We start from the raw sequence: 23390 nt of genomic DNA, 5'->3' as shown, positions 1-23390 counted from the left end.
TGTTTGTCAGCATTTAATATACGAAAAAAGGAGCAGAAACACTACGGTTTCTGCTCCTTTGTCTTCATTTAATTCAATTAAATGAGAGACTTTTTCAGTGCCCTCAGAAGAATGAGGTCTTTTTTAAATTCGGATTAAAAAAACCAGCGGTGTAAAAGTATTTTACTGATTTAGTTTTTAGAAAAAAAAAATAATCCCCAGCAAAGGGGATAAAGGAGGTTTTAAAGTGCCCAGAGCGGGACTTGAACCCGCACGCCCTAATGGACACATGGCCCTCAACCATGCCTGTCTACCAATTCCAGCACCTGGGCCTGCAATAGGTGTGATCTTTCTTAAGTTAATAATGAGAAGAGAACCTTAAGAAGAGTTTTCCCATTCAGAAAGATCAGAACTTAATTAGTGATCTGGCTGGGGCTCGAACCCAGGACCCTCTCCTTAAAAGGGAGATGCTCTACCAACTGAGCTACCAGATCGGGAAATCAATATGTGATCATTTTTAGAATTAGAATTTAAAAGTAAATTTCTAACACGACAATACGATCAGAACTTAATTAGTGATCTGGCTGGGGCTCGAACCCAGGACCCTCTCCTTAAAAGGGAGATGCTCTACCAACTGAGCTACCAGATCGTTGTTTGTTGCACTTTTGCTAATGCGGGTGCAAATATACTATCATTAATTTATTTTTCAAGAAGAAATTGATATAAATTTGTGCAAGAATTTTAATGATGGGTAAAACCGGTTCAAAATCACAGTTTTAAGGTATGAAAATTATTCTTTCAGGTTATATGGGATCAGGAAAATCTGGCGTTGGAGAAATGCTGGGAGCTAAAATGAAGCTTCCGTTTCTCGATTTGGATGATGAAATTGTCAAAGTAGAACAACGGGATATTCCAAAGATTTTTGCGGATTCCGGGGAAATTTACTTCAGAAGAAAAGAAACCGAAATACTTAGCGCACTCTTAGATTCGACCCAAGATTTTGTTCTGTCCCTGGGAGGTGGTACACCTTGTTATGGAAATAACCTGGATTTGATGAGGAATAACAAAAACACTTCTTTGGTATATCTTAAAACCTCTTTGGAAGAATTAAAGAGGAGACTTTGGGAAGGGCGATTTTCGCGGCCTCTAATAAGTCATCTTGAAACGCCTGAGGTGTTGGAAGACTTTATACGAAAACATCTGTTTGAGAGGACATATTACTATAACCAGAGTGATATTATCGTGGCAACAGACGATAAAACGATCGAAGAAGTCTCCGACGATATTATTTTTAGGTTAGAGTAGCTGTACACTATCTTCGCCTGCTTTGAATTTGACCTTAACCGTTTCGCTTAACGAGGTGGAAAGGGAGATTCCTTTAAAATCGGCCTTTACAGGAAATTTTTTATGACTGCGGTCAACTAGAACGGCTGTCCTGAATTGCTTTAAAGGTACCTCTAGAAAATGCCTGACACCATAGATGAGAGTGCTGCCGGAATTTAATACGTCATCAACCAGAACCAGGGATTGGTTTTTATAATCACTTGGCAGAAGGGAAGTGGTAATTTCCTGAAGCGGATCTTTCTTGTTTATTTTTACTTCGCATAAAATGACTTGTATGTCTGAAATTTCCTCCAGCTCCTTCTGAAGCTTTTTGGCCAGTGTGAAACCGCTGTTCGCTATACCTGCAAGAATAACGTGGCTTTCATTGACATTGCTTTCATAGATTTGATATGCGATACGCTTGATCTTGTGATTGATCTCTGAATGATCTAAAATTTGTACAGCCGATTTTGTCATGGGGATTTTTTTTTAAATACTATTTCTCGTTTCCAGAAGTCGCCTGGAGGTAAGTTAATTGAACTTTTTTTACTCCAAAGGTTTTCCATTGGATTTATCTTCCTTGGCAGAAGTCTCTTCCGGTGATTCGAACCAGTCGTCAATATCTCTTCTATCCTTCTTGGTAGGTCTTCCTGTTCCTTTTTTCCGGTAGTAGTCCTGGGAATATTTTAATAGCTCCAGTTTCTCAAAAGCTTCTTTTGGAGTGATGTCGTTAATGTATAAATTCACCAGTTTTGCACCTACACGACTGGGCGGGAGGTCCAGGACTTCTATTTCATAGTTTATCTGGTTCTTCCTGATGGTGACTTTATCTGTAGGGTAAACCTCTCTGGAGGGTTTCACTCCGGCTCCGTTTACTTTTACTTTTCCCTGTCTGCAGGCTTCTGTGGCAATGCTCCGGGTTTTAAAATATCGCACACACCATAAAAATTTATCAACTCTCATATTTTCGTACTAAAACTCGATGATTCGTAAAGCAAAAATACAAGAATATTGTATCTTGCGGCCCTAAAATACATATTGATGAGGTTGAATAAAATTTTACTGGCAGGTTTTTTTATGACTGCTTTTTTGGTTGGATGTAACGATGATGATGATAACGGAACTGACGAGGTGGAAGAAAGAGACCGGACAGAACAGGAATTGGCAGACCGTGAAGCTTTGGAAGAATATCTTCAGACGCATTTTTACAATTATGAAGATTTCGAGAATCCTTCCGAAGGTTTTGATTATGTGGTAAGATTTGATACGATTAATGAAGCTAATGCCGATAAAACTCCTCTAATAGAATCGGATTTACTTGAAAGTAAAACCGTCACAAGAGGTGAGGTGGATTATACTATTTATGTGCTGAAAGTACGGGAAGGAGAAGGGGATAAACCTACTTTTGCAGATTCTACTTTCGTGACCTATCGTGGGGAATTGCTTAACCGAAGAATGTTTGACAATGCAGTTACTCCGGTTTGGTTTGACCTTCCGCAGTTGATCGAAGGCTTTACTGAGGGTGTAATTGAATTTAGAGGAGCTACAAATTTTGATGTAAACGAGGATAATTCTGTAACCTGGACGAATGATTATGGAGTTGGCGCTGTGTTTATGCCTTCCGGATTAGGGTATTACTCTAGGCCTCAGGGTGGTATTCCTCCTTACAGCCCGTTAATATTCAGTATCAATCTTTATGGGGTAAATCAGGCAGATCATGATAACGATGGGATTCCATCTTACATGGAAGATATTAATGGCGATGGAGTCCTTGGAAACGATAATACAGATAATGATAACCTTCCCAATTTCATTGATGATGATGATGACGGAGATTTTATTCCTACCAGGGAAGAGATAGAGATCGATCCAGAGACAGGAGAGCTTTCCTTCCCTGATAAAGATAATGACGGGACACCGGATTATCTTGATTCTGATAACTGATATCAAAGTGCTACTATTCAGCAATAAAAAAGCCCCGATAGGGGCTCTTTGTATTTTATAGCTTCGCTGTTAGCTATAGGTTTAGTGATAAACTCACAATAAATTGATTTGGTCTTGTATCAATTCTTCTTACGCCTTCTGGATTGTTTAACTCAAGAACTTCTGCCTGGTTTTCTGTAAGACTGCGTTCGTACCTTATATCCAATCCAATGTTCCCCAGTTGAACCCCAACACCAAATTGAGCGCCTACGGTAAATTCATTTTCTACTTCCTCTAAAGAAATTCCCTGTAGATCATTTTCAAGGATATATTGTAAACTTGGACCCGCGAAAACATTGAGTGGTCCCAGGATATCTACTCCCACAAGAATGGGCAGATCCAGTTTAGATACATCATAATCGGTAGTTTCATTATTATATTTATAAGAGCTTTTAGAAGCAGTGTATAGAAGTTCTGGCTTTAAAAACACAGGACCAAGATTTGCCCTGTAGAAAACTCCGAAGTGATATCCGGTTTTTCTGTCGGCATTTTCTTCCATGATATTCTCTCCTGTATTGGTAACGTCTGTGAACTCCATTTTACCGTTATCGGAATAATTTAATCCGCCTTTTACGCCAAATCCATTTTGGGCGAAGCTGGAAATTCCTGTTATCATCATTAGAACAAGAAGTGCTTTTTTCATAACTCAGTTTTTAATGTTAGTCTTTATTAAACGATTGGCCGGGGGATTTATTTCTTCTATAAAGAAAGCCCTTTAAAAGGAACTTTTAAAGGGCTTCATATAAACTTAATATACTGGTAATCTATTTTCTCTTGATCACTTTTTCTGAAGCTCTCACGATAGCTGCTGCATTCAGCTCATATTTTTCCATAAGTAATTCCGGTACACCACTTTCCCCGAAGGTATCTTTTGTGGCTACAAATTCCTGTGGAGCAGGATGGTTCTGTGTAAGGGTGCGTGCTACGCTTTCGCCCAGTCCGCCGAGGTAGTTATGCTCTTCGGCAGTGACCACGCATCCTGTCTTCTTAATGGATTTCAGGATAGCTTCTTCATCCAGAGGCTTAATGGTGTGAATATTAATTACTTCTGCAGAAATTCCTTTTTCTTCAAGTTCCTCAGCAGCTTGTAAAGCTTCCCAAACCAGGTGGCCGGTAGCAATGATGGTAACATCATTTCCTTCGTTTAAAAGAACCGCTTTTCCAATTTCAAACTTTTGGTCTTCCGGAGTGAAATTTGCTACTTTTGGTCTTCCGAAGCGTAAATATACCGGTCCTTTGTATTCTGCTACTGCAAGGGTAGCGGCTTTGGTCTGGTTGTAATCACAGGTGTTGATCACGGTCATCCCGGGAAGCATTTTCATCAACCCGATGTCTTCAAGAATCTGGTGTGTTGCTCCGTCTTCTCCTAAGGTTAGCCCTGCGTGGGAAGCACAAATTTTCACGTTTTTATCAGAATAAGCAACAGATTGGCGAATCTGGTCATATACCCTTCCTGTGGAGAAGTTGGCGAAAGTTCCTGTAAAAGGAATTTTTCCTCCAATGGTCATCCCGGCTGCGATCCCTATCATATTTGCTTCGGCAATTCCAATCTGAAAAAATCTTTCGGGATGGTTCTTTTGGAAATCCCCTAATTTAAGTGAGCCGGTAAGATCGGCACATAATGCCACAACATTCTCATTTGTTTTACCCAGTTCGTCCATGCCGGCACCAAATCCTGAACGAGTGTCTTTATTTCCTGTATTTGTGTATTTCTTCATTTTAATGCTTTTGTCATTTCCGCGGTGGCGGAAATCGGTTTTTGTGAATCGGTTATTATCCGGATTTTCGGTCCTGAGGATTCAGAACAGAATCTCCTGCTAATAATCTCCTAAAGTTTCAGGGTTTTGTGCAAGTGCTTTTTCCAGTTGCTCATCATTAGGAGCTACACCATGCCATGCATGGGAACCCATCATGTAATCAACCCCGTGGCCCATTTCGGTATAAAGCAGCACGCAAACAGGTTTTCCTTTTCCGGTTCTGCTTTTTGCTTCGTTAAGGCCGTCTATAACCGCTGAAATGTTGTTACCTTTTTTGACTTCCAGTACATCCCATCCAAAAGCTTCAAATTTCGCTTTAAGGCTTCCCATTGGCAATACATCATCTGTACATCCATCAATTTGCTGATGATTTAAATCTACAGTAGATATAAGGTTATCTACTTTATTTGCGGCAGCATACATGATGGCTTCCCAGTTCTGACCTTCCTGAAGCTCGCCGTCCCCATGCAGCGTATAAACCAGGTGATTGTCACCGTTCAATTTTTTGGTGTTTGCGGCTCCAATGGCCACAGACATTCCCTGTCCCAAAGATCCTGAAGCAATTCGTATTCCTGGTAAACCTTCATGAGTGGTTGGGTGCCCCTGTAATCTTGAATCAATAAGTCTGAAAGTGCTAAGTTCTTCCACGGGAAAATATCCGCTTCTTGCTAAAACACTGTAAAAAACCGGGGAAATATGTCCGTTTGAAAGGAAGAAAAGATCTTCATCTTTTCCATCCATATCGAAACCTTCTTTTCTGTCCATGATTTCCTGATACAGAACAGTGAAAAACTCTGTGCAGCCTAAAGATCCTCCAGGGTGTCCTGAGTTCACTTTATGTACCTGCCTTACAATGTCTCTTCTTACCTGAGTGGCAAAATCTTCTAGTTGTTGTTTGTTTGGCATTTTTAAATTATTAGGTGTTTAGCAAAAATAAGACTTTATTAAATCCTTTGAAAATCTCAATTTTCCCGGTTATTTACTATGTGATTTACAAAGCTAACAATTTAGGAAATATATACTTCTGAAAATGCCTTTTTGTTAAGTATCTTTGCGCCCTTGAATAAGACTTATGAAATTTGATTTATTAGCAACCGACGCACAAAGCAGCGCCAGGGCAGGAACTATTGAAACAGACCACGGAAAGATTGAAACTCCCATATTTATGCCGGTGGGAACGGTGGCTTCTGTAAAAGGAGTTCACCAGAAAGAGTTAAAGGAAGAGATCAATCCCGACATCATTTTAGGAAATACCTATCACCTCTACTTAAGACCGGGTACAGATATTTTGCAAAAAGCCGGCGGACTTCACTCTTTCATGAACTGGGACAGACCTATTCTTACAGATAGTGGCGGTTACCAGGTGTATTCCCTTTCGCACAGACGGAAAATAAAAGAAGAAGGCGTGAAATTCAAATCCCATATCGACGGCTCCTATCACACCTTCACACCCGAAAATGTGATGGAAATTCAGCGGATCATTGGTGCCGATATTATCATGGCTTTTGATGAATGTACGCCGTACCCGTGCGATTATAATTACGCTAAGAATTCCATGAACCGCACCCACCGCTGGTTGGATCGTTGTATTGCACACCTGGAAAAGACTCCGTTGACGTATGGGCACCAGCAAACGCTTTTTCCTATCGTGCAGGGTAGTACTTATAAAGATCTTCGGAAGCAATCTGCTGAATATATTGCAGCTTCAGGAGCAGAAGGCAATGCAATTGGCGGATTATCTGTTGGGGAGCCTGCGGAAGAAATGTACGCAATGACCGAAGTGGTTACGAATATCCTTCCGAAGGAAAAACCGAGATATCTAATGGGAGTGGGAACACCCATCAACATTCTTGAAAATATTGCGCTGGGGGTAGATATGTTTGATTGCGTGATGCCTACCAGAAACGCAAGAAACGGAATGCTTTTTACAGCGCATGGTACCATCAACATCAAGAACAAAAAGTGGCAGGAAGATTTCTCGCCTATAGATGATATGGCGATCACCTATGTGGATTCCTATTACACAAAAGCTTACTTACGCCATTTATTTACAGTAAATGAGATGCTTGGCAAACAAATTGCTACTATTCATAACCTTGGCTTCTACCTTTGGTTGGTTCGTGAAGCGAGAAAACATATCTTAGCGGGTGATTTCGCCAGCTGGAAAAATATGATGGTTAACCAAATGAACAAACGTTTATAATTTGAAGATTCTCGACTGGTATATACTTAAACGCTATCTGGGCACCTTTATCCTTATGCTTCTGCTGTTTATTCCTATTGGAATAACGGTAAACCTGGCAGAAAAGATCGATAAGATCCTGGCAAATGAAGTGCCGTTGATAGAAGTAATAAAGTACTATATAGATTTTACCATATACTTTGCTAATTTATTATTTCCGCTTTTCCTGTTCCTTTCGGTAATTTGGTTTACTTCCAAGCTGGCGCAGAATACAGAGATTATAGCTTTTTTAAGTAGTGGAGTGTCTTTCTGGAGATTTCTTAGACCCTATTTAATTGGCGCTACCATAGTTTGTATTGGTGCATTGATCCTTGGAATGTTCCTGGCTCCCAGGGCCAGTAAAGGCTTTAATGAATTTAAATATAATTACCTCAAAAAGGGGGCAGAGGTCCAGGAGACCAGTGATGTGTACCGGCAAATCAATGACGATGAATTCATATATGCCTCACATTTTCGTCCAAATACACAGTCAGCAAGAAATTTCACTCTGGAACATTTTAACGGGAACAGGTTGGAATTCAAAATAAGCGCTTCTACACTTCAGTTTAATGAAGAAGATTCTACTTATACGATGGTTAATTATGATAAAAGGATCATAGGCGAAGATGGGGATGAATTAATTTCAGAAGCTAAAAAAGATACTATTTTGCCCTTTGAGTTTGATGAACTTACTCCGGTTTCTTATATGGCAGAGACTCTTAATTACAATGAGCTGGAAACATTTATTGAGCAGGAAACACGACGTGGTTCGGGAAATATCAACCGTTATAAGGTAGTAGCGTATAAGCGTTGGAGTCTGCCTGTTTCGGCTTATATACTTACCGTCATAGCCGTGGCTGTTTCTTCCATGAAAAGAAGGGGAGGAATGGGAGTGAACCTCGCTCTGGGAATTACGCTTGCCTTTATCTTTATTTTTATGGACAAGGTCTTCGGAACCATAGCCGAGCAGAGTGATTTTTCACCTCTTATAGCCGTCTGGTTTCCAAATTTTGTTTTTGCCATATTAGCAATCTATCTTTTGTATAATGCCAAGCGATAAGCTTAAAAGCTACCTGCACTTTCACTTAATTGTATTTATCTGGGGGTTTACAGCGGTGCTGGGTGCGCTGATCACTATTGATGCAGTACCCCTGGTTTGGTATAGGATGTCTTTGGCAAGTATCTTCATTTTTGCCTGGATATTATGGAAAAAGAAGAAGTTAAGATTACCTCCCAGAACACTGCTCATTCTCATTGCGGCAGGGCTGGTAATTGCTTTGCACTGGCTTACTTTTTTTGGAGCCATTAAAGCCTCGAATGTTTCGATCACGCTGGCAATGATTTCTACCGGAGCTTTCTTTACTTCTATTATGGAACCCATTTTTTATAAGCGAAAAGTGATCTGGTATGAAATTGTCTTTGGTTTAATTGTCATGGCGGGCCTGTATATTATTTTTCAGGTGGAGACCGGCTATATTACCGGAATAGTTTTAGCCCTTATCTCTGCTTTTCTTTCTGCAGTATTTGCTTTGGTTAACGGAAAGCTGGCTAAACGTGAAGATGCTACGGTCATCTCTTTTTACGAACTTCTTACGGGAGCCCTTGCTATAACATTGTATTTAGTGTTTCTTACCTTCTTCGGAAATACCCCAAAGGGTTTTTCTGCAGCATTCTTTAATATCTCTTCGGCAGATTTATGGTACCTTTTTATCCTTGCTTCCGTCTGTACGGCTTATGCTTTTATAGCTTCGGTGGCCGTGATGAAACATCTTAGTCCTTATACAGTAATGCTAACCATTAATCTGGAGCCTGTGTATGGGATCCTTCTTGCTTTCTTGATTTTCGGAAATGAAGAACAAATGAATTCCGGATTTTATTACGGAGCTGCCATTATTCTTAGTACCGTGGTTTTGAACGGAATCCTCAAAACAAGAAGAAAAATAAAACGCAATAAGAAAGCTTCCCTTTAAAGTTTCTTATATTTGTGAGCTAATTTTAAACAAACCCATAGCCTGATATGGAATATTTAGATTTTGAATTACCTATAAAAGAACTGGAAGAGCAGTATCAAAAAGCTTGCACCATAGGTGAAGAAAGCGATGTGGATGTTTCTGCTACCTGTAGGCAAATTGAAAAAAGACTTAACAGCACCAAGAAGGAGATTTATAAAAATCTCACAGCCTGGCAGCGGGTACAGCTATCTCGTCACCCAAACAGGCCATATACCCTTGATTATATAAAAGCCCTTTGTGGAGATACTTTTCTGGAACTTCATGGGGACAGGAATGTAAAAGACGACAAGGCAATGATTGGTGGTTTGGGAAAGATCGACGATCAAAGCTATATGTTCGTAGGACAGCAAAAAGGATATAATACCAAGACCCGGCAATATCGAAACTTCGGAATGGCAAACCCCGAAGGTTACAGAAAAGCCCTAAGGCTAATGAAATCTGCCGAGAAATTCAATATCCCCGTCGTAACCTTCATAGATACTCCGGGAGCCTATCCGGGTCTGGAAGCAGAAGAGCGTGGACAGGGGGAGGCCATCGCAAGGAATATCCTTGAAATGACAAGGCTTAAAGTGCCAATTATTGTAGTCATTATTGGAGAGGGAGCCAGTGGTGGAGCCCTTGGAATAGGGGTAGGTGATAAGGTGCTAATGCTGGAAAATACATGGTACTCTGTTATTTCTCCGGAATCCTGTTCTTCTATTCTTTGGAGAAGCTGGGAATTCAAGGAAAGAGCTGCAGATGCACTGAAGCTTACAGCAAAAGACATGAAAAAACAAAAGTTGATCGATGAGATCGTAAAGGAGCCACTTGGTGGCGCTCACAGCGACCGGGAACAAACTTTTGAAACGGTAAAAGAAGCCATTTCATCTTCTTATGATGAGTTTAGAAACTTATCACCAGAAGATTTAGTGAAAAACAGAATGGAAAAATATTCCTCCATGGGAGTGTTCAAAGGTTAACCCCTTTAAACGTTCCTTAAATATTTAATCCGGAGTTTCAACTTCGGATTTTTTTAGCCTTATAAACAAAAATTTAAAGTTATTAACAGGTAGAATGTTTATAACATGTGAACTAAGATGGAAGGTTCACGCCCGACTTGTTAGAGCATTTTTCTGTACATTCGCCTTATGGAAAACGTCAAATCCCCTCAGAGAAAAAATTACGGTACTGGAAACGTAATTAACCTTGAAAAAGGAAAAATACCCCCACAAGCAGTTGATTTAGAGGAGGTTGTTCTTGGCGCCATGATGATAGATAAAAAAGGGGTAGATGAAATTATTGATATTCTTCATCCCGATGTGTTCTATAAAAGTGCACACCAATATATCTTTGAAGCCATTCATAAACTTTTTGAAAATTCAGAACCGGTTGACTTATTAACCGTTTCGAACCAATTACGCAAGGATCAGAAGCTGGAGCAGATAGGAGGGGATTTTTACCTTGTTCAGTTGACCCAGAAAGTGTCTTCTTCGGCACATATTGAATTCCATGCACGTATTATTCTTCAAAAATACATTCAGCGTAGCCTCATCAAAATTTCCAATGAAATTATTGAAGAGTCTTACGATGAAACCACTGATGTTTTTGACCTTTTGGATACTGCAGAATCCAAACTTTACGAAGTAACCCAGGGGAATATTAAGCGGTCTTCAGAAACTGCTCAGGATCTGGTGATGCAGGCCAAGAAAAGGATTCAGGAGATTTCCAATAAAGAAGGCTTGAGTGGAATTCCTTCAGGATTTGATAAACTGGATAAATTAACTTCAGGATGGCAGCCGAGTGATTTGGTGATTGTGGCAGCACGTCCCGGTATGGGTAAAACAGCTTTGACCTTATCCATGGCGAGAAATATTGCTGTGGGACAGAATATTCCTGTAGCTTTCTTCTCTCTGGAGATGTCGTCGGTACAGCTTATTACTCGGTTAATTTCTTCTGAAACAGGATTGTCTTCAGAAAAACTACGAACCGGAAACCTTGAAAAGCACGAGTGGGAGCAGTTGAATGTGAAGGTAAAAGGTCTTGAAAAAGCACCTTTATTCATTGATGATACTCCATCTCTGTCTATTTTTGATTTACGTGCAAAAGCGAGAAGACTTGCTTCCCAACATGGGATTAAACTTATTGTGATTGACTACCTTCAGTTAATGACTGCCGGTGGTAGTCAGAAAGGAGGGAACCGGGAACAGGAAATCTCTACTATTTCCAGAAACCTTAAAGCACTGGCAAAAGAACTTGCCGTGCCGGTAATTGCACTTTCCCAGCTGTCTCGTGCGGTAGAAACTCGTGGAGGTAGTAAGAGGCCACTTTTGAGTGACCTTAGGGAATCTGGAGCGATTGAGCAGGATGCGGATATTGTTTCCTTTATCTATCGACCCGAATACTATAAAATAGAAGAATGGGATGATGAAGAAAGAACCCCAACAGACGGCCAGGCAGAATTTATTGTGGCAAAACACCGTAACGGTGGGTTGGAGAATATAAGGTTGAAATTTATCGGAAATTTAGGTAAATTCGATAACTTAGATGACTTTGATTCCCCTTTCGAATTCCATTCAAAAATGAATGATGATGATTCCGGAGATGGTTTTAAAACCAGTAATTTTCCAAGTGCAGACGAAGCTTTCGGAAGCTCGATGAATGATGTAAATAATGATCCAGACGACGACGTGCCTTTCTAGAAACAAACATAAACTGAAAAAAAAATTCAGCGTTACCTCTGCGGAATATTTTCCGGTTGATGTTGCTGAAAAATTTAGAAATAAGGAGAAAAATTCCGGTATTCAAATCGGTTCTGGAGTTTTTCTCCTTATTTTTTTGCTGTTTTTTTCCTTTAATACCTTCGCATCCCACCTTCTTATCCCTATGGATGCTGAAACTCAGCAGGATCATCTCAAAGCCTACGGAATTACCTACTGGACCTTAAACCAGGAAATTAAGGTGCAGTGGTTATTGAATTACAGGGGCGGTTCTTTCCTTTTACCTGATTCTGAAGAATTACAGAAGGAATGCCGAATCAGGGGTGTATCCTTTGAAGTAATCAGCGATCGCAAGGCAGAGGAAATTCTGGAGGAAGTGCAGAGCCCATCCAGAAATATGGAAGCGGTTTTGTTGGAAAAAGCACCCAAAATTGCTGTTTATTCTCCTAAAGGAAACAGACCCTGGGATGATGCGGTAACCATGGTGCTGACCTATGCCGAAATTCCTTATGAGACTATTTATGATGAAGAGGTGCTGAATGATGCTTTGCTGATGTTCGACTGGTTGCATTTACACCATGAGGATTTTACCGGGCAATACGGAAAGTTTTACCGAAATTACAGAAATGTGCCCTGGTATATCAAAGATAAAAAGGAAGCAGAAGAACTGGCAGGAAAACTTGGTTACTCCAAAGTTGCGGATGAAAAACTGGCGGTAGCGTTAAAAATAAGGGATTATGTAGCCGGTGGCGGATTCATGTTTGCTATGTGTAGTGCTACCGATAGTTTTGACATAGCACTTGCTGCCGAAGAAGTTGATATTGCAGAGCCTATGTTCGACGGAGACCCAAGTGACCGGGATTATCAAAGTAAGATCGATTACAGTAAAACTTTTGCTTTTATTGATTTTACACTGGAACGTGATCCAATGGTTTATGAATTTTCGTCTATTGACATGACCTCAAAACGACAAATTCCTGCGGAATCTGATTATTTCACCCTGATGGAATTTTCCGCAAAATGGGATCCGGTGCCGGCGATGCTTACACAGAACCATACAACTTTAATCAAAGGTTTCATGGGGCAAACCACCGCTTATGATCCTTCGGAAATTAAACCAACTGTGCTGGTGATGGGAGAGAACAAACTGAACGGAGAAGCCCGCTATATCCACGGAATTAAAGGCAACGGATTTTTCACTTTTTACGGTGGCCACGATCCTGAAGATTATCAACACCGGGTGGGAGATCCAAAAACAGAACTGGAGCTGCATCCTACTTCTCCGGGGTATCGTTTGATTCTGAACAACGTTTTGTTTCCCGCTGCTAAGAAGAAAAAACAGAAAACCTAAGATTAAAAACAAATACTAAAACTAAATTCTAAATTCTATAAATGGATTGTTTTTAAAAATTTAGTCTTAAATCTCCAGTCTAACATCTAAAATCTCTTCTATGAAGATTGACAGCCATCAACATTTCTGGAATTACGATCCGGCAAAATACAGCTGGATCAATGATTCGATGTATAAGATCAGGAAGGATTTTCTGCCTTCAGATCTTGTGCCTGTGCTACGAAAAGCGGGAATAGATGGAACTATAGCTGTTGAAGCTTTTCATTCGGAGAGGGAAACCGAATTCCTTTTGGGCCTGGCAGAGGAATTCCAATTTATAAAAGGAGTGGTTGGCTGGATAGATCTTTATTCGGAAGATGCAGGGCAGCGTCTAAAACATTTTTCAGAGTACCAGGTTTTCAAGGGAATCAGACATACAGTCTATGATGAAAAAGGGGAGTACCTGACAGATGTTTCCTTCCAGAAAGGAATTGGAGAGCTTCAGAAATATGAATTGACGTATGATATTCTGATTTTTGAAAATCAGTTGCCGGGTGCCATTGAGCTGGTAAAAAGGTTTCCGGAGCAGCCTTTTGTGCTGGACCATATGGCCAAACCTCATATTATTTCAGATGGCCCTTCCGAAGAATGGATCAAAAACATTCGGGAATTGTCCAGCTGTAAAAATGTGTACTGTAAACTATCGGGTCTTGTCACCGAAACACCGCGATTCCAATGGGAACCTTGCGACTTTTTACCTTTTCTAAAAGTTGTTTCAGAAGCTTTTGGAGAAGACAGACTTATGTATGGATCTGATTGGCCGGTTTGTCTTTCGGCGGCATCTTATGAAGATACACTGGGTATTATGTATGATTTTTTTGCTGCTTCAGGAGAGGGGACTATACAGAAGATCTTCGGAGCTAACGCTGTGAAATTTTACAGTTTATCATAAAATTCAGAAAGAAATTCCTCTTCTTCAAAAATAAGGAATAAAAAAAGCCACTTCCGGAGTTATTCAGAAGCAGCTCTTTCAGCAAATTAATAAACGTTTAGTTTTTTTTTAAATTAAACTATGTGAAGAAAACCTGTTTTCTACTCCTAGAATATTCCAATAAAGTGATTTCCAGGTTCATTGATCAATTTAGCTCCTTTAGTAACCTCACCAGTAAGATTGTCCAGGATATAAATATTCCCATCCTTTCCTACAGGAGAAACTGTTACATACACTTTATCACCATCTACCACAAATCCCTGATACTGGAAGAAGTACATGTCTGGTTCGTAAGGTAGATCCACAACGTCAGCAGTTCTGGAATTTAGATCTACCCGTGCCAGGAAACTCTGTTGATTTCCTTCGTTGAAATTGGAAGCCGCTGCCCCGTCATGGGTATACATCACATAGGCGATGCCATTTCCTACATATCTCCAGCTTTCTATATATGAATTAGTTACTCCAAGAGCATCATCCAGGCTAAAAACATAGGAGTCATCGTATTCATTATCCTGGTTGATCCTTAAAATATGAGAACCGTTTGGATCTCTTTGTGTAGCCTGGTAAATGTTTCCGTCTTCGGACAGGAAACTGTTAAAGCTTCGGTAACCACTTGTATCTCCAAACCCAACAGAAGAAGTAATAACAGTAGGGTTTTCCAGTGATGGATAATCAACCACTACTGCTCTTGAACCCAGTCTTTCATATTGATTTGTATCACGTTCTCCGGTAGCAGGATCTGTTTTTCCCATCCAGGTTCCTATGATTAATTTATCGCCGGCAGCGTTCAATACAGGTGTATCTAACCTGAATATGTAGTAACCCTGTGATTCTTCTTCTTCAGAAAGAGGTATCTCAAAAGAATTGTTATTGGAAATTAGGACTTCCTCCATGTCTAAAGTTACTATGGTGGCCGTTCCACGGGTATAGTCATAGACTTCTTCGGCATCATCACCTTCTCCTACTGTTTTTGTATGAACTATTGGAGAGGAAACACTTACTGCAGCCCCTGTCTTGTCGCCATCAAATAATTTCACCCATCTTGGGGATTCTCCTGCATATTGCGAAATATTGACGACCCCACCAACTTGTTCAAAATCATCTCCGCCATTTACCATGTATTTTGAAAACTGACCTCCAATATTACCACCATAGGCAATATTGAACATGGTAGAACCATCGACAGAAGACTGTAATCTTGCTGTTCTTTGAGATCTTACCTGAAACCCGTTATTAAATACATCTATTTCATAATTTGGATCCTGAACATTTTCTTTTGCAACGGAATAAATCACCGTCCCACCATTTCCGTTACCTGGAGTTTCATCCATAATGGCACCAGCGACGGTAAACCATCTTTCGGTTTCAGGTAGGGGATCCACATCATCTGTAGACGTATCATCACTGCTGCAACTTGCTGTAAGTCCGGTAAGGCCTATTACTGCTGCACCTGCAAAGAATTTTAAAAAATGCTTTTTCATAGTTAGAATATTTATTAGTTATTGATTGAATAATTGATTTTAAAGTAAAAAGCTCTTCCCGGTTTTTGTACCGCAAAATTGTCGTAAGCCTGCTTGTTAAAAATGTTCTTTACATCAAAGCTTAGGGTGAGGTCTTTATTAGGGAAAATGTAACTTAATCCTGCATCCTGAATGTATTGTTCAGGAATTTTAAAGGCTTCCATACCCGCAAGATCCTTGGGGTTCCAGATACTGTAGAATTCGTCTGTATAATTGAAATTATAAAACAGGTTGATCAAAGATTTTTTCTGAATCACATTTCTGAATGTATACTGAACATTTGCGTTGGCTGTTAAAAATGGCTGATTTGGAATTTGTTTGTTATAGTTAACCAGAACATTACCATTATTATCATATTTATTATTGTCTCTTGTATCGAATTTTGAAAAATTCATTAAAACATTCAGGTTGTTATTCAATACATAATTTACTTCAGCATCAAATCCCATGGATTTTGTTTTTCCGAGGTTGATGTTGGGTGCAGATTCTATGGCGTCGTTTAGATTGGTACGGGTTTGCCGCATGATCTTATCTCTGGTATCTCTTATAAATCCGTTTGCTGAAAACGATACTTTGTGTCTTTGATAAGTGAGTGTGCCAAGGTTAAATCCCAGATTAAAATTGTTGCTGACCTCAGGATTTAGTTGTGGATTCTCTATGATATTTTCTCCGGGATCCCCAAAAGTTTCATTTTCTGACGGTAACCGAATAGCTTTTTCAGCAGAAGTCAGCAGCCTGATTAACGGAGTTACCTCAAAAGAAAATGCAGCTCCATACCCTGAGAATTCAGAATTCTTTTCAAAATATTTTTCTACCCGAACCATTTCCCCGTTCTGATTTTCTGCAACGGGATCCATTTTATTCACGTTCTGCTGATAGTATTTTCCGAAGATGGTTGCTTGAAGTCTTTCTTCAAATAATCTGAGTTCATAGGTAAGCGAACTTATATTTTTCTGAAGCCCACGTGTTCCTGCAAATTTTCTTTGTAACACGGTTTTCATTTCCTCCAAGTCTTCTCTGTCTACCTCCTGAAACAAGTGGTTAAAAATGAACCGGTGATTAGTATTGACAGAATATTTTAATCCTCCTCTAAACGTATATATCTCCCTGTCTACCGTGGTAAGGATAGGCCCCTCATCCTGTCGTATGATTTTGTTACCGTCAAGATCGCGGCTAAGATTTCCGTCCCAGTTGTAATTCCATTTAAGGGTATCATTAATGACTCTGCTGCGGTTACTGTAAAGTCCTCTAAAATTCAAGTCAAGACCTTTAAGGATATCAGATTTATTGTAGTTAAGACTTAGAACATTTGCTTTGGCTTCCATAAACCTTCCTTTATAAGGGGTAGTCATAAAAAGTCCATGCTGTATCTCATTATAGGAATCGGAGCTATTGTATCCTACACTAAAATTATCTGCCCATTTTACATTTTTGAAGCCTATTTCTGTAACACCACCAATGGAGCGGTATGCATCATTATGTCTTTTTGTTTTAATGTAATCCAATCTTCCGTTGGGCAATATGTTGTAAACAAGATCTCCCCAAACCTCATAATCATTGTCTGAATAATTATAAAAGCCCGAAGCTCTTAAATAAAATCCGGAATTTTTTGCACTGTACATCCCGCTAAGATTCGGTTGAGTGGTATTAAACGATCCATAGGAAAGTGAGGCATTCAGATGATTGTTGACTTCTCTTTTTAAAACAACATTAATGGCTCCTCCAAGCGCATCATCCGATAATTCTCCCGGTACAACACCTTTATATACTTCAATTCTTTCAATCATTGCGGGTGAAATGCTGTTTAGATCAAATGAAGATCCGTAGGTGGAAATAGGGAACCCATCAATAAAAACTTTAATTGAATTTCCCGACATTCCATTGAGATTGTAATCTACCGCAGATCCAAGTCCGCCGTTTTGCCGGACTTTAATCCCGACAGATCGGTTCAGCAGTTCATTCGTCTGGATATTTCTTTGGGAGGCAGCTTCCGTTTTGATTACATTTACAGCAAACCCCTGAGTTTCGAGCTGCAAAGCCCGGGATTGGCCTTCTACCAGGATTTCTTCCAGATTGTTTACCGAACGTTCCAGTATCAGATCCTTTTTTTGTGACTGGTTATTAATGGAGATATTAACAGTAGTTGTTCCGGCTTCTACTGTACTTATCGTCATTGTATAGTTACCATAAGGAATGTTCCTGAAAGAATAGTATCCATCCCAATTTGTAACAGCATAGGCATCTATTTCATTTATATGCAAATGTGCATTGATAGTTGGGCTTTGATCCTTAAAAAGGATATTACCTTCTAGTTTTCCGGTTTGGGCAAAAACATTTAAGCCTGTTAACAAGCATAAAAAGGGGAATACTGCCTTGAGCATTTATTTAGATTGATTAAAAACAAGGCGAATTTATGGTATTATTTAGAACTGTTCAAAATAAAATTATAAAAAATATTAATCCATTATATAATTGACTGAATTGCAGGTGACTATGCCTTAGTTATTTATTTCTGATTATAATTTTTTATCTTGGATAAAAAATTGGAGTAAATGAATAATATCTATCAAAAGGAAATAAGTCTTAGCCCAAAACCACGAGGTTTTCATTTAGTTACAGATGAAGTGGTCCGGCAGTTTCCTGAAATTTCCGAAATCAGGACAGGAATGTTTCAGGCATTCATAAAACATACTTCAGCGGGGTTAACGATCAATGAAAATGCAGATCCAACAGTGCGTGAAGATTTTGAAAATCACATAAACGAAATGGTTCCTGAAGATCAGCCCTATTATAAACATACCATGGAAGGACCTGATGATATGCCGGCTCACATCAAGGCGTCCTTAATGGGCACTTCGGTCCAGATACCAATTACAAATGGTAGACTCAACCTGGGAACCTGGCAGGGAATATATTTATGTGAGCACAGGAACAGTGGAGGAGGAAGAAAACTGGTTCTTACAGCTTTTGGAAATTAAGGTAGAAAACCAAAACATAAAAAAATCCGGTTCCTTTAGAGAACCGGATTTTTAAATAAGTGAGATAACTGTTTTTATTTATTTTACTTTTTCAACGATAGCTTGAAACGCTGCCGGGTGGTTCATTGCTAAATCTGCTAGAACCTTACGGTTAAGCTCGATTCCACTAGCTTTTACTTTTCCCATAAACTGCGAATAAGACATTCCGTGAGCACGGGCTCCTGCGTTGATACGCATGATCCATAGAGAACGGAAATTTCTTTTCTTGGTTTTACGGTCTCTGTAAGCATATAGCATTGCTTTGTCAACCGCGTTTTTCGCTACTGTCCAAACGTTCTTACGACGTCCAAAGTAACCTTTTGCTTGCTTAAGAACCTTTTTTCTTCTGGCTCTCTTTGCAACTGAATTTACTGATCTTGGCATATTTTTAATTTTTTTGTAGCAGGCGGCCGGTTATCGACACTTTTTAACTAAAAAAGATCTAAGATCACATGTCTCAAATCTCACTTCTAATTAAGCCCAACTCCAGGGTTTTTAAATTTGTGAAACCATCAAAGGTTCAATTACACTAAACGTAATTGAAGTTTGATATTTTTCTCATCAGCCTCATGTACTAAGGTGCTGTGAGTTAAGGCAAGCTTTTGTTTTTTGGTCTTCTTTGTTAAGATGTGACTTTTAAACGCATGCTTTCTTTTTATTTTACCGGTACCGGTAAGCTTAAATCGCTTTTTGGCACTGGATTTCGTTTTCATTTTAGGCATTTTGTCCTCTTTTAATAATTATCTCACTTATTATTTTAAACCTGAAGAAATGCTTCGATTGAAGCATTCAGGTATTATTTCGATTTCTTAGGAGAGATGAACATCGTCATTCGCTTTCCTTCAAGCTTAGGCATTTGCTCTACTTTTCCTAGTTCTTCTAAATCCTGGGCCAGTCGTAATAAAAGAATTTCTCCCTGTTCCTTGAACACAATAGATCTACCTTTGAAAAACACATATGCCTTTAATTTAGCACCTTCTTTTAGGAATTTCTCCCCGTGCTTTTTCTTAAATTCATAATCGTGATCATCAGTATTAGGACCAAATCGGATCTCCTTCACAACTACCTTCGTAGCTTTTGATTTTAAGACTTTGTCTCTCTTCTTCTGTTCATAGAGAAATTTCTTATAGTCCATCACCTTTGCGACAGGAGGATTGGCGTTAGGGGAAATTTCCACTAAATCCAGTTCCTGTTCTTCAGCGATAGCTAAAGCTTTTCTGGTTGGGTAGACACCCATTTCTACGTTGTCGCCTACAAGGCGTACTTCTTCCGCACGAATTTTCCCGTTAATTCGATGTGGGTCTTCCTTGATTTCTCTAAGAGGTCTTCTTGATCTTTTTCTTCGTATTGCTATGGCTATATAATTTTAGTTAAACTTCAAATGTTTTTAATGTCGCTTTGATCTCATTGTTGATAAGAGCGGCAAATTCTTCAACCGGCATTGTACCAACATCGCCTTCACCATGTTTACGTACAGAAACTGTACCGTCTTTTTCTTCCTGCTCTCCCACAATGATCATGTAAGGTAATTTATTTACTTCGGCTTCCCGAATTTTTTTACCAATAGTTTCACTTCTGTGATCGGTCACGGCGCGAATTTCGTTATTTTCCAGCAAAGTTAAAACTTTTTGCGCGTATTTCTCATATTTCTCACTGAGAGAGAGAATAATAACCTGTTCCGGCATTAGCCATAAGGGGAAATTTCCGCCGGTATTTTCAAGTAATACAGCTACAAATCTTTCCATACTTCCAAAGGGTGCACGGTGGATCATGACAGGACGATGTGTCTCATTGTCACTACCTTTATAGGTGAGGTCGAATCTTTCCGGCAGGTTGTAATCTACCTGAATTGTTCCCAGCTGCCAGCTTCTTCCCAGGGCATCTTTAACCATGAAATCAAGTTTTGGGCCGTAGAAAGCTGCTTCCCCTTTTTCGATCACATAGTTCAGATTCTTTTCATTTGCGGCAGTAATAATGGCATTTTCTGCTTTTTCCCATACATCATCACTTCCTATATATTTCGATTTGTTTTCAGGATCACGTAGGGATACCTGAGCAGTAAAATCTTTGAAGCCTAGAGAATCGAATACATATAGTGTAAGGTCGATTACTTTTTTAAATTCATCTCCCAATTGATCCGGAGTACAGAAAATATGTGCGTCATCCTGAGTAAATCCGCGAACCCTGGTAAGTCCATGCAACTCTCCGCTTTGTTCGTAGCGATACACGGTTCCGAATTCAGCAAAGCGTTTTGGTAAATCTTTATAACTCCATGGAGAAGCATTGTAAATTTCGCAGTGGTGCGGACAGTTCATTGGCTTCAACAAAAATTCCTCTCCTTCATTAGGAGTTTTTATCGGCTGAAAACTGTCTTCTCCATATTTCGCATAGTGACCCGAAGTCACGTATAATTCTTTATGTCCTATATGAGGTGTCACCACCATTTCATATCCGGCTTTTTTCTGAGCTGCTTTCAGGAAATTTTCAAGGCGTTCTCTTAGTGCAGCACCTTTTGGTAACCATAAAGGAAGTCCCTGTCCAACTTTCTGAGAAAATGTAAAAAGCTGAAGCTCCTTTCCAAGCTTCCGGTGATCTCTCTTCTTAGCTTCTTCCAACAGCTCCAGGTATTCCTTAAGATCCTTTTGCTTTGGGAAAGAGATTCCGTAGACCCTGGTCAATTGAGGATTTTTCTCATCGCCACGCCAGTAGGCCCCGGCTACACTCATCAACTTTACCGCTTTAATTACTCCCGTATTGGGAATATGTCCGCCACGGCATAGATCTGTGAAGGTGTCGTGGTCACAAAAAGTGATCGTTCCGTCCTCAAGATTTTCAATCAGTTCTACTTTAAATTCGTTGCCTTCTCTCTGGTAATATCCAAGTGCTTCCTCTTTGGGTACAGCACGCATATTGAAGTCATGCTTTCCGCGGGAGATCTCCAGCATTTTGTCTTCGATCTTCTTGAAGTCGTTTTCAGATATTTTCTGCTCTCCAAAATCAACGTCATAATAAAATCCATTCTCAATAGCAGGACCAATGGTCAGTTTTGCTCCGGGATATAAATCCTGAATAGCTTGTGCCATCACGTGGGAAGAAGAATGCCAGAAGGCTTTTTTACCTTCCTTGTCATTCCATGTATATAAGGTAAGATTACCATCTGTATGTAAAGGAGTGGTGGATTCAACGATTGTATCATTAAATTTTGCTGAAAGCACATTTCGGGCCAGCCCTTCACTAATGCTCTTTGCTACCTCAATAGGAGTAGCACCTTTTTCAAACTCTTTAATACTGCCGTCGGGCAAAGTAATCTTAACCATAAAATAAAAAATTAAGCTGCAAAGATAAGATGATAATAAGTGCTGTACAATACTAATATATAGGTAATGTAATTTTGTTTCCTTGTTTGGGCATTTCCCTTTTCCGCTCTGGCGGAAAAAAGGTCGTGCTTTACGCTTGTAGTTTTGAAGCGCCTTTGGCGGAAGCGTTTCAAAAGTTACCGCTTCAATCCATAACGTGGCAAGTAAATTTCTTTTTAATGTTCTTTCTCCTATATATAAAGGAGTGCGGGAACAAGAAACAGATTTTGGAAAGCTGAAGGAAACTGTCATTCCGACGGTAGAAGGAATCTCTTCAGGAACAGATAGGGGAGGAAAGGATTTGTTTCTTGCAAAATGCTCCTACCATATATATGTATAAAGTATATATTACAGGAACATTCCCGGAGATTAAAACTTGAGAAAGCTAAAAAATCCCATACAATTGAAAATATTTTCTCCACGACTCCTTTAATTAACCTTAAGGATATCAAAGGATTAAAAGTGGCGGTTAATAAAAACCCAAAAAAACCATAAAAAAGATGAGTTTGGGGCTTGTGTAATTAAGAAACGGTTGTATATTTGCACCCGCTTTGAGAAACAACGAAGGATGCAGATCTGGAGCTGTGAGCCCAGCAGGGGCGGAGGTTTAAAGCGAAAAAGTTCTCTGAAAAATAGTTGAAATTTGTTTTGGAAGTTAAGAAAAAAGGTTGTAAATTTGCAAGCTCGTTCTTTACGGAAAGCCTTGAAAAAAGCTTTCGAAAAAAAAATAATTTTTTTCTTGCGGGTTTTAAAATAGGTTGTATATTTGCAGCCGCTTAGAACAAGAGCAAAGTTCATCAAGAATTACTGAAAAGAAATCCCGGGTTAGGGTTTAAAAAGAAGAGGTTCAACTCCTTTTATTTCGGCAAGAGTCCACCATTAGGTGGGAGTTCATTGACATATTGAATTGACAGCGCGTATGTTGTTTTTAGAAACAACAAATGCAAATAATAAGAATTAAGACTAGAAGAACGTTTTGAGCTTTTTTAAACCTGCAAGGGTTTAAGAGAGAGGAATTCCTTAGTAATTGTTAACATATATAAGATTTAACGATGAAGAGTTTGATCCTGGCTCAGGATGAACGCTAGCGGCAGGCTTAACACATGCAAGTCGAGGGGCAGCACGTCTTCGGATGGTGGCGACCGGCGCACGGGTGCGTAACGCGTATACAATCTACCTTTTACAGGGGCATAGCCCGGGGAAAC

Annotated in this window: 21 protein-coding genes, 3 tRNA genes, 1 rRNA gene and 1 pseudogene; 12 read left to right on the top strand and 14 right to left on the bottom strand. The window is 39.6% G+C overall.

Annotated elements, in window-relative coordinates; translation table 11 throughout:
- Nucleotides 1-227: 227 nt before the first annotated feature.
- The 3 genes from IE056_RS17925 to IE056_RS17915 all read right to left on the bottom strand — a co-directional run bounded on the left by IE056_RS17925 (nucleotide 228) and on the right by IE056_RS17915 (nucleotide 628).
- A tRNA-Leu gene (locus tag IE056_RS17925) sits at nucleotides 228-311 on the bottom strand.
- A gap of 89 nt (nucleotides 312-400) precedes the next feature.
- Nucleotides 401-473 (bottom strand) — tRNA-Lys (locus IE056_RS17920).
- Between the two features lie 82 nt (nucleotides 474-555).
- Nucleotides 556-628: transfer RNA gene (locus IE056_RS17915), tRNA-Lys, on the bottom strand.
- Between the two features lie 134 nt (nucleotides 629-762).
- Here IE056_RS17915 and IE056_RS17910 point away from each other — a divergent pair.
- A complete protein-coding gene (locus IE056_RS17910) occupies nucleotides 763-1284 on the top strand; it encodes a shikimate kinase (RefSeq protein WP_189606364.1) in 522 nt (173 codons plus the stop codon).
- On the opposite strand, the gene IE056_RS17905 is transcribed toward IE056_RS17910, so the two are convergent.
- Nucleotides 1276-1779 (bottom strand): phosphoribosyltransferase family protein, encoded by a 504-nt coding sequence (locus IE056_RS17905; protein ID WP_189606363.1) that lies wholly within the window; start codon nucleotides 1777-1779, stop codon nucleotides 1276-1278. The two genes, IE056_RS17910 and IE056_RS17905, sit on opposite strands and share 9 nt — an antisense overlap.
- A gap of 69 nt (nucleotides 1780-1848) precedes the next feature.
- The gene (locus IE056_RS17900) at nucleotides 1849-2265 is read right to left on the bottom strand and encodes an RNA-binding S4 domain-containing protein (protein WP_189606362.1); all 417 of its coding nucleotides are present in this window, start codon (nucleotides 2263-2265) and stop codon (nucleotides 1849-1851) included.
- A gap of 78 nt (nucleotides 2266-2343) precedes the next feature.
- Between IE056_RS17900 and IE056_RS17895 the strand changes: the two genes are divergently transcribed.
- Complete coding sequence (locus IE056_RS17895) at nucleotides 2344-3246, top strand: FKBP-type peptidyl-prolyl cis-trans isomerase (RefSeq protein ID WP_189606361.1); 903 nt, start codon at nucleotides 2344-2346, stop codon at nucleotides 3244-3246.
- Between the two features lie 73 nt (nucleotides 3247-3319).
- On the opposite strand, the gene IE056_RS17890 is transcribed toward IE056_RS17895, so the two are convergent.
- From IE056_RS17890 to IE056_RS17880, 3 genes and pseudogenes are all read right to left on the bottom strand, one after another.
- A complete protein-coding gene (locus IE056_RS17890; RefSeq protein ID WP_189606360.1) occupies nucleotides 3320-3928 on the bottom strand; it encodes a porin family protein in 609 nt (202 codons plus the stop codon).
- A 121-nt stretch (nucleotides 3929-4049) separates the two neighbouring features.
- Complete coding sequence (locus IE056_RS17885) at nucleotides 4050-5003, bottom strand: transketolase family protein (protein WP_189606359.1); 954 nt, start codon at nucleotides 5001-5003, stop codon at nucleotides 4050-4052.
- Nucleotides 5004-5102: 99 nt separating this feature from the next.
- Nucleotides 5103-5951, bottom strand: a pseudogene (locus tag IE056_RS17880) (transketolase); the annotation flags it as partial.
- A 163-nt stretch (nucleotides 5952-6114) separates the two neighbouring features.
- On the opposite strand from IE056_RS17880, the gene tgt reads away from it, so the two are divergent.
- The 7 genes from tgt to IE056_RS17845 all read left to right on the top strand — a co-directional run bounded on the left by tgt (nucleotide 6115) and on the right by IE056_RS17845 (nucleotide 14253).
- On the top strand, nucleotides 6115-7245 hold the full coding sequence (gene tgt, locus IE056_RS17875) for a tRNA guanosine(34) transglycosylase Tgt (RefSeq protein ID WP_189606357.1): 1131 nt from the start codon (nucleotides 6115-6117) through the stop codon (nucleotides 7243-7245).
- A gap of 1 nt (nucleotide 7246) precedes the next feature.
- The gene (locus IE056_RS17870; RefSeq protein WP_189606356.1) at nucleotides 7247-8323 is read left to right on the top strand and encodes an LptF/LptG family permease; all 1077 of its coding nucleotides are present in this window, start codon (nucleotides 7247-7249) and stop codon (nucleotides 8321-8323) included.
- The gene (locus IE056_RS17865; RefSeq protein ID WP_189606355.1) at nucleotides 8310-9233 is read left to right on the top strand and encodes a DMT family transporter; all 924 of its coding nucleotides are present in this window, start codon (nucleotides 8310-8312) and stop codon (nucleotides 9231-9233) included. The genes IE056_RS17870 and IE056_RS17865 overlap by 14 nt, the downstream gene beginning before the upstream one ends.
- 47 nt (nucleotides 9234-9280) lie before the next feature.
- Nucleotides 9281-10234, top strand: coding sequence for an acetyl-CoA carboxylase carboxyltransferase subunit alpha (locus IE056_RS17860; RefSeq protein WP_189606354.1), 954 nt, complete (start codon nucleotides 9281-9283; stop codon nucleotides 10232-10234).
- Between the two features lie 168 nt (nucleotides 10235-10402).
- Nucleotides 10403-11953, top strand: coding sequence for a replicative DNA helicase (gene dnaB, locus IE056_RS17855; RefSeq protein WP_189606353.1), 1551 nt, complete (start codon nucleotides 10403-10405; stop codon nucleotides 11951-11953).
- A 184-nt stretch (nucleotides 11954-12137) separates the two neighbouring features.
- Nucleotides 12138-13322 (top strand): asparagine synthetase B, encoded by a 1185-nt coding sequence (locus IE056_RS17850; RefSeq protein WP_229793815.1) that lies wholly within the window; start codon nucleotides 12138-12140, stop codon nucleotides 13320-13322.
- Nucleotides 13323-13422: 100 nt separating this feature from the next.
- The gene (locus tag IE056_RS17845; RefSeq protein WP_189606352.1) at nucleotides 13423-14253 is read left to right on the top strand and encodes an amidohydrolase family protein; all 831 of its coding nucleotides are present in this window, start codon (nucleotides 13423-13425) and stop codon (nucleotides 14251-14253) included.
- 146 nt (nucleotides 14254-14399) lie between these two features.
- Here the strand turns inward: IE056_RS17845 and IE056_RS17840 are convergent, their stop codons facing one another.
- Both IE056_RS17840 and IE056_RS17835 read right to left on the bottom strand, forming a co-directional pair.
- Nucleotides 14400-15773 carry a DUF4374 domain-containing protein gene (locus IE056_RS17840; RefSeq protein WP_189606351.1) on the bottom strand — a complete coding sequence of 458 codons (1374 nt, stop codon included), beginning with the start codon at nucleotides 15771-15773 and terminating at the stop codon, nucleotides 14400-14402.
- 14 nt (nucleotides 15774-15787) lie between these two features.
- Nucleotides 15788-18193 (bottom strand): TonB-dependent receptor, encoded by a 2406-nt coding sequence (locus IE056_RS17835; protein WP_189606350.1) that lies wholly within the window; start codon nucleotides 18191-18193, stop codon nucleotides 15788-15790.
- 171 nt (nucleotides 18194-18364) lie between these two features.
- Between IE056_RS17835 and IE056_RS17830 the strand changes: the two genes are divergently transcribed.
- Complete coding sequence (locus tag IE056_RS17830; protein ID WP_189606349.1) at nucleotides 18365-18790, top strand: secondary thiamine-phosphate synthase enzyme YjbQ; 426 nt, start codon at nucleotides 18365-18367, stop codon at nucleotides 18788-18790.
- Between the two features lie 78 nt (nucleotides 18791-18868).
- Here IE056_RS17830 and rplT read toward each other — a convergent pair whose 3' ends face one another.
- The 4 genes from rplT to thrS form a co-directional block, all read right to left on the bottom strand.
- Nucleotides 18869-19213: a 50S ribosomal protein L20 gene (rplT, locus tag IE056_RS17825; protein ID WP_189606348.1), complete on the bottom strand. Its 345-nt coding sequence runs from the start codon at nucleotides 19211-19213 to the stop codon at nucleotides 18869-18871.
- Nucleotides 19214-19353: 140 nt separating this feature from the next.
- The gene (gene rpmI / locus IE056_RS17820; protein WP_189606347.1) at nucleotides 19354-19551 is read right to left on the bottom strand and encodes a 50S ribosomal protein L35; all 198 of its coding nucleotides are present in this window, start codon (nucleotides 19549-19551) and stop codon (nucleotides 19354-19356) included.
- A gap of 74 nt (nucleotides 19552-19625) precedes the next feature.
- A complete protein-coding gene (gene infC, locus IE056_RS17815) occupies nucleotides 19626-20141 on the bottom strand; it encodes a translation initiation factor IF-3 (protein WP_262891483.1) in 516 nt (171 codons plus the stop codon).
- 58 nt (nucleotides 20142-20199) lie between these two features.
- Nucleotides 20200-22146 carry a threonine--tRNA ligase gene (gene thrS, locus IE056_RS17810; protein ID WP_189606346.1) on the bottom strand — a complete coding sequence of 649 codons (1947 nt, stop codon included), beginning with the start codon at nucleotides 22144-22146 and terminating at the stop codon, nucleotides 20200-20202.
- Nucleotides 22147-22342: 196 nt separating this feature from the next.
- Between thrS and IE056_RS17805 the strand changes: the two genes are divergently transcribed.
- On the top strand, nucleotides 22343-22525 hold the full coding sequence (locus IE056_RS17805; RefSeq protein WP_189606345.1) for a hypothetical protein: 183 nt from the start codon (nucleotides 22343-22345) through the stop codon (nucleotides 22523-22525).
- A gap of 709 nt (nucleotides 22526-23234) precedes the next feature.
- Nucleotides 23235-23390: ribosomal RNA gene (locus tag IE056_RS17800) — 16S ribosomal RNA — on the top strand; the annotation flags it as partial.

This window comes from Salinimicrobium marinum, from assembly GCF_014651535.1.
Lineage (GTDB): Bacteria > Bacteroidota > Bacteroidia > Flavobacteriales > Flavobacteriaceae > Salinimicrobium > Salinimicrobium marinum.
Note: the sequence above shows the minus strand (reverse complement) of the source record. Positions and strands in the feature narration are given on the sequence as shown.